Source organism: Chryseobacterium pennae (assembly GCF_003385515.1).
Lineage (GTDB): Bacteria > Bacteroidota > Bacteroidia > Flavobacteriales > Weeksellaceae > Chryseobacterium > Chryseobacterium pennae.
Genome location: NZ_QNVT01000058.1, coordinates 1 through 5,327 on the forward strand (window position 1 = coordinate 1; position 5,327 = coordinate 5,327).

Annotated in this window: 8 protein-coding genes; 1 reads left to right on the top strand and 7 read right to left on the bottom strand. The window is 30.8% G+C overall.

Translation table 11 applies throughout. From position 1 onward, the window contains the following. Nucleotides 1–71: 71 nt before the first annotated feature. The 5 genes from DRF65_RS28030 to DRF65_RS28050 all read right to left on the bottom strand — a co-directional run bounded on the left by DRF65_RS28030 (nt 72) and on the right by DRF65_RS28050 (nt 3,721). Nucleotides 72–773, bottom strand: a complete 702-nt coding sequence (locus DRF65_RS28030) for a DEAD/DEAH box helicase family protein (RefSeq protein ID WP_115973993.1) — start codon at nt 771–773, stop codon at nt 72–74. 53 nt (nt 774–826) lie between these two features. Then, complete coding sequence (locus DRF65_RS28035; RefSeq protein ID WP_115973994.1) at nt 827–2,035, bottom strand: site-specific integrase; 1,209 nt, start codon at nt 2,033–2,035, stop codon at nt 827–829. A gap of 453 nt (nt 2,036–2,488) precedes the next feature. Beyond that, nucleotides 2,489–2,914 carry a hypothetical protein gene (locus tag DRF65_RS28040; RefSeq protein ID WP_115973995.1) on the bottom strand — a complete coding sequence of 142 codons (426 nt, stop codon included), beginning with the start codon at nt 2,912–2,914 and terminating at the stop codon, nt 2,489–2,491. Nucleotides 2,915–2,998: 84 nt separating this feature from the next. After that, on the bottom strand, nt 2,999–3,241 hold the full coding sequence (locus DRF65_RS28330) for a hypothetical protein (RefSeq protein WP_123947454.1): 243 nt from the start codon (nt 3,239–3,241) through the stop codon (nt 2,999–3,001). 12 nt (nt 3,242–3,253) lie between these two features. Further along, complete coding sequence (locus DRF65_RS28050; protein ID WP_115973997.1) at nt 3,254–3,721, bottom strand: surface-adhesin E family protein; 468 nt, start codon at nt 3,719–3,721, stop codon at nt 3,254–3,256. A gap of 92 nt (nt 3,722–3,813) precedes the next feature. On the opposite strand from DRF65_RS28050, the gene DRF65_RS28055 reads away from it, so the two are divergent. Beyond that, the gene (locus DRF65_RS28055; RefSeq protein ID WP_115973998.1) at nt 3,814–4,056 is read left to right on the top strand and encodes a helix-turn-helix domain-containing protein; all 243 of its coding nucleotides are present in this window, start codon (nt 3,814–3,816) and stop codon (nt 4,054–4,056) included. 87 nt (nt 4,057–4,143) lie between these two features. Here DRF65_RS28055 and DRF65_RS28060 read toward each other — a convergent pair whose 3' ends face one another. Next, a complete protein-coding gene (locus DRF65_RS28060; protein WP_115973999.1) occupies nt 4,144–4,584 on the bottom strand; it encodes a JAB domain-containing protein in 441 nt (146 codons plus the stop codon). Between the two features lie 176 nt (nt 4,585–4,760). Continuing rightward, a complete protein-coding gene (locus DRF65_RS28065) occupies nt 4,761–5,159 on the bottom strand; it encodes a hypothetical protein (protein WP_115974000.1) in 399 nt (132 codons plus the stop codon). Nucleotides 5,160–5,327: the final 168 nt, after the last annotated feature.

Consider the following 5,327-nt stretch of genomic DNA (forward strand, 5'->3'; position numbering starts at 1 on the left):
TTTCCTGGTGTTCATAATATCAAATTTAAAAATTAATCTCTTATGAAACACTCCTTAAGTGAGAGCCTAAATCAGTACACTTTTTGCTGACGATTTACATTCTTTTGAATCACATTTCTCCATTTCCATAAGTTGAATATATATTCTTGTTGAAAGTTATGATAGGAGTCATGTATTTCATCATAAATAAAAACAACCTTTATTCCTTCTCTTTCACAATGGGTTACAAGGGTATTTATATATCCTCTTTTAATATCAGAGTTTTTAAATCCATCTTCTCCTGGATTCCCTAATAAAGTGTTTGCTGTAACAACCTGAATTTCTCTTTTAGTATAGTCAATACTAGTGCTTCTTCCTAAGTTATCATAACTATAAATCTGATCAGCAGGAACTCCTGATTCCTCAATATCATTACAATACTGTTTAACTAAACTTACAAAAGGAGAAACTACAAAAACTAAATACTTTTCATTTGAGTCAAAGTACCTTTTTACAGTTTGAATTATAGCATATGATTTACCTTGTCCAACAGGAGCATTGATTACTACAGTGTTTTTATGTGCAAGTTCTAAATGTGTTTGTAAGGTATCATTTATATAGCCATTAGTATCAGGAGATATTAATATTTTGTCCCCTCCATTTTCAATTTCAAAATCAGTTCTTGGAACTCTTGTTCCCGAAGTATCTAAAGTAAACATGAAATCTTCAGGATTAATCTCTTTAAATTCTATAGGGAATGAATCAAATTGATTTAGTTTGGCATCTAGTAACATAAATTGAAAATTAACTCTCTGTAAAAATACAAAGAGTTAATAATACATAGTGCTTATTTTAATTTCTTATTTAGCCTAAACATCTGCTCACTAACCTTTCTCTGTACTACCTTAGCATAATGTTGCTGGGTTATAGTAATTTTTGAATGCCCTAAAAGTTGTGATACAATCTCCATAGGGACATCATTAAAAAGTAATACAGTTGTTGCAAAGGTTCTTCTTGCTAGATGATGAGTAAGCCTTTTATTTATTCCAACTATATCAGCTATTTCTTTCAAATAAACATTAAACTTTTGGTTACTTAACTTAGGAAGAACCCTTTTTTCATCAACATAGTCATATTTATCAATGATTCTTTTACTTCTAGTAAGCAAAGGTATTGTTAACAAATGCTGAGTTTTTCCTCTCATCATATTAATCCATTCATTACCATCAAATCCCTTTATAATATGAGATTTTTCAAGATTAACCATCTCACTATAAGCCAAACCTGTATAACAACAGAATACAAACATATCCTTAACCATCTGCAATTTTTCAGCTTTAAATTGATATTCCTCAAGCTTAGCTAATTCTTCTTCAGTTAAATAAGTGATTTCTTTTTTAATATGTTTTACTTTATAGTTAGTAAAAGGTTCCTTGTGTAAAATATCTTCTGAGAGAGCAACCTTGACAATTTTCCTGAACCTTTGTATCATCTTATTAGTAGTAGCAATAGCTAAAGACTTTTCCGTTTTTAAATAAAACTCATAATCTTGAATAAATTTCAAGTCTAAATCTTTAAAATGATAATCAGCTTTGTTGAAATGAGACTTTATAAAGTCTTTTAACAACTCTTTCGCTTGTTTAAACTTCCATAAGGTTGCTATAGAATACTCCTTCCCTATTAGTTTTTCAACTCTTATATTATGTTCTTGAAAAAGCTGAAGTATAGTTTCGTCTTGCTTAGGAATATCTCCTTTGTATTGTAAGTAAATATCGTTAATATCAAAATCATTTCCACTAACCTGTAGAAATAAAAAAGCCTGATTAATTTCATTCTTAATCAGACTTAGTGAAGTATTAATAAATGTATTTTCTTCATTAGGAGGCTTAATTAACTGTTGTTTACTATCCCATTGTTTAGAAATAATAAATAATCCTGTAGAAAAAACCTTTCTTTTTCCTGAATATGTTAACCTACACCTTAATGGAGCTTTACCTTTTGTATTCACATTGGTTTTATCTATCACAAATAGTATATGTAATTTATTGTAATTCATTTAATTAATAAATTTTAAAGGGTATGCCTTTGTAATGATTAAGATGTGCCTTTTTATATGCCTTTTCTCCATCAGAAGGAACTATAGAAACTAGAATTATTGATAAAATGGAAGTATAAAAGACTGAAATACAGTATAGAAATAAAAAAAGCACTCAAATTGAGTGCTTTTCTGTGGTCCCACCTGGGCTCGAACCAGGGACCACCTGATTATGAGTCAGTATAGCATGTTTATCAATTAATTTCATTCCTTTCCATTTATTTGATTTTCAATACTTTAATCAAATTACAATCTTCATTTATTTTCAATCATTTTCATCCTTTTATACAAAATGTTGCAGCATTGTTGCAGCAGAAACTAAGTCTATAATTTGGTATGTAAGTATGTAAAAGTTGCAGTTTATGCAAATTGGATTTGGATCACTCTCTATAAAACAAACTTTACAAAAATCAGTTATTCAAATATTCGGTTAATATATGCAAACCTATTAGCAAAGTATATCAACTTTATTTCCCTCGATGGAACATAATAGATATTCCAGTAGGCTATCTTTTCAGTTGTAAACTTGTATATAACAATACTGTCTGGAAGAGTTTCAGAAGTAAATTCCAGGAATCTTTCTGATAAAGCTTTATTCATCCTGTTGTAATAGTATTCTGATTTATTGTCAAACTCCAATATTACTGCTTCCAAACTATCCCAATAAAATATAAGTTCTGTTCTATGGGGAATAAAGCCCAGAAATTGCTTTACCTTACTTCCAACCCAGAGGTAACTTATATATAAATCATTCTCCGGGATTCTGTCCGGCAGTCTTATTAAGTTCAGTTCCCAATTATCATACTGATAACCTATCCTTAATGGTATTCGTGGTTTCATGATTTGATTTTTAATAGTAAAAAACCACCTGCTTTGAGGTGGTTAATGATTGATATTAAGTTATTTTCAGGCTCTTTGATCCGTTTACTCTCCTGATAAGTACTTTACGATGATTAATAAAGTGAAGAAGACGAAAAAGCCTGTTAAGAAAGTTTTCCAGAATTCCTTATCTTTAAGAGCATTGGGCATTGATCTATGGTCATCTAAAGGACTTTTAAAACGGTCTCCTTCATTGATAAAACGAATAAGGCTACCTAATACCAAGCTTATGATTATAGAAACTATAGTCAATATCGGTATTATGAGTACCAGGAGTAAATATTTCATATTTAATATTGATTAGTTGGTTTTACGACAAACTGCTTCAAATAGCCCTTCACTTACTGAACCTGGTACAATTCTTCTCGTAATATTCGATAACTTTTCATCTCGATTAATAAGTTTTCCTGTAGAGTTATACTGTAATATTTCTCCTCCTGTGTAGGTTTTTCCACTGCAATCAAAGTTCATATACTCCAAATAATGCCCGGTATCGATTTTCTTTGATTTTCCATTCTTCCCCTTTGTTTTAGAGGTATAGCTATACTTCACCCAAACATCTACAGACATGATGGTCTTATCAAATAGCTTCTGGGTCTTGTCCATCTTTATATAATACCTTTTACCATCTACAGATGTGGTTGCATATTGAAAACCTTGGTCATCAAACGATTTATCATATTGAGGAATATATATTGAATCAACTCCCTGTTGACTGGGTATTGGAATTGATAATAATAAAACCGTAATAAATAGTAGTTTTTTCATAAGTGTATTTAAATATTAAATTAAAACTTGCCATATGTGACATTTATCTAGGCAAATATATCCAGTTTCTTTGACTTGTCAAATAAGTCAAGTTGGAAAAATCTGAGATTCAAATAATCGTAGGAAAAAAAATTAAGGAATTGAGAATACAAAAAGGTATTACTCAGGTTGAACTGGTGGGCAGAATGAGAGGTGAAATCGACCCTACTAATATTTCCAGAATGGAGTCTGGCAAGACTAATATTACAATTTATCAGTTATATAGACTTAGTGAAGGGTTAGAAATTCCAATGAAAGATTTCTTAGATTTTGAGCTACCTGAAAAACAAATTTAGGCTATTAATACTAATCCAAACAACTTTTAAAATCAATAAATACTGGCAAAATATGCCATATTTATGTAGTATATACACTAATTTGAACTATAAAAAATTATCTTCTTTGTTAAGGCTATAATAATCATTTCTTGTAATAATCAAATGATCTAAAAGTGTCAAATTCAGTAAATCACAAGCCTTGCTTAACTTCTCAGTTATGTTTTTGTCTGAATTGCTTGGTGTGAGGCTTCCGCTAGGATGATTATGCACCAGTATCAGTTGAGTAGCGTTACATTTAAGAGCTACCGCCAGAATGATTCTTATGTCTACCACTGAGCTGTCTATACCTCCTTTTGAAACATTGTAAATCCCTAATACGAAGTTTCCTTTATTCATAAGTATTACTTTGCATTCTTCCTGAAATTCAATAGTACCTAGGTTCCAGTTTTCAATAACGAGATTGTAGGCTTGCTTATGGCTGCTTATCCTTATTTTTTCAAAATTACCTGTATTATACGTAACCGATATTTCCATTAACTTATTCATTTAAAATATATTTGTTGATTAAGAATAAAAAAGTGCCAAAGTGCCAGAATATCTGAAAACTTTTATTCATATTTCCACTCATTCCACTTTGTTTGAAGTAAGCAGATTTTGGGTATGAAATTATAAAGTTTTACAAAAATTCGACACTTTGGCACTTTGTATATTGAATGAAGCTGTTATGCTTCTGTTAGTACATGTTTTCCATTTCTTGAAAAGGATTCCATATCAGTAGCGAAGCTACCGCTTATCTGCCTAATAGTAGTATTTTCTTTTCCTGGTTCCTGTGGTGAATAGACAAATGTATGATGTAACATAATTACTTCTCCTGTATCCTTAACTGTATATTCGTAGGGTTCACATTCCTGCTTAATTATACTTCCCTGCATTTGTGTACCAATAAGAGCCTGACAAGTAAGTTCATCAAATGTTGATGTTATTGAAGCCTTTTTGGATGTTGCATAGAATTGATTTGTAGTTTGGCTCATAACCATTTCAATACCTCCCTGAACTTCCAGTACGTAGAATGTAGAACCGTCTTCTTTTTGTCTTTGTTTGTAGTTGATAATTGTTACCATTGTTTCTTGATTTTTGAGTTAGATAAAGTACCAGGAACAAAAGAATTGTGAGCAATAGTATATCAGCTATCACCTTGATTGTATTACTGCCTCGGAAATTTTCTTTCTATTATTACTGGTGGGGGGATATTTTCCATTCCCAAGGATGGGTGGGGGTTTTTATAGGGG

Excerpts from the sequence above, each read along its gene's own strand:
- DRF65_RS28030 (WP_115973993.1), bottom strand. The coding sequence starts at position 773 with ATGTTACTAGATGCCAAACTAAATCAATTTGATTCATTCCCTATAGAA.
- DRF65_RS28035 (WP_115973994.1), bottom strand. The coding sequence starts at position 2,035 with ATGAATTACAATAAATTACATATACTATTTGTGATAGATAAAACCAAT.
- DRF65_RS28040 (WP_115973995.1), bottom strand. The coding sequence starts at position 2,914 with ATGAAACCACGAATACCATTAAGGATAGGTTATCAGTATGATAATTGG.
- DRF65_RS28330 (WP_123947454.1), bottom strand. The coding sequence starts at position 3,241 with ATGAAATATTTACTCCTGGTACTCATAATACCGATATTGACTATAGTT.
- DRF65_RS28050 (WP_115973997.1), bottom strand. The coding sequence starts at position 3,721 with ATGAAAAAACTACTATTTATTACGGTTTTATTATTATCAATTCCAATA.
- DRF65_RS28060 (WP_115973999.1), bottom strand. The coding sequence starts at position 4,584 with ATGAATAAGTTAATGGAAATATCGGTTACGTATAATACAGGTAATTTT.
- DRF65_RS28065 (WP_115974000.1), bottom strand. The coding sequence starts at position 5,159 with ATGGTAACAATTATCAACTACAAACAAAGACAAAAAGAAGACGGTTCT.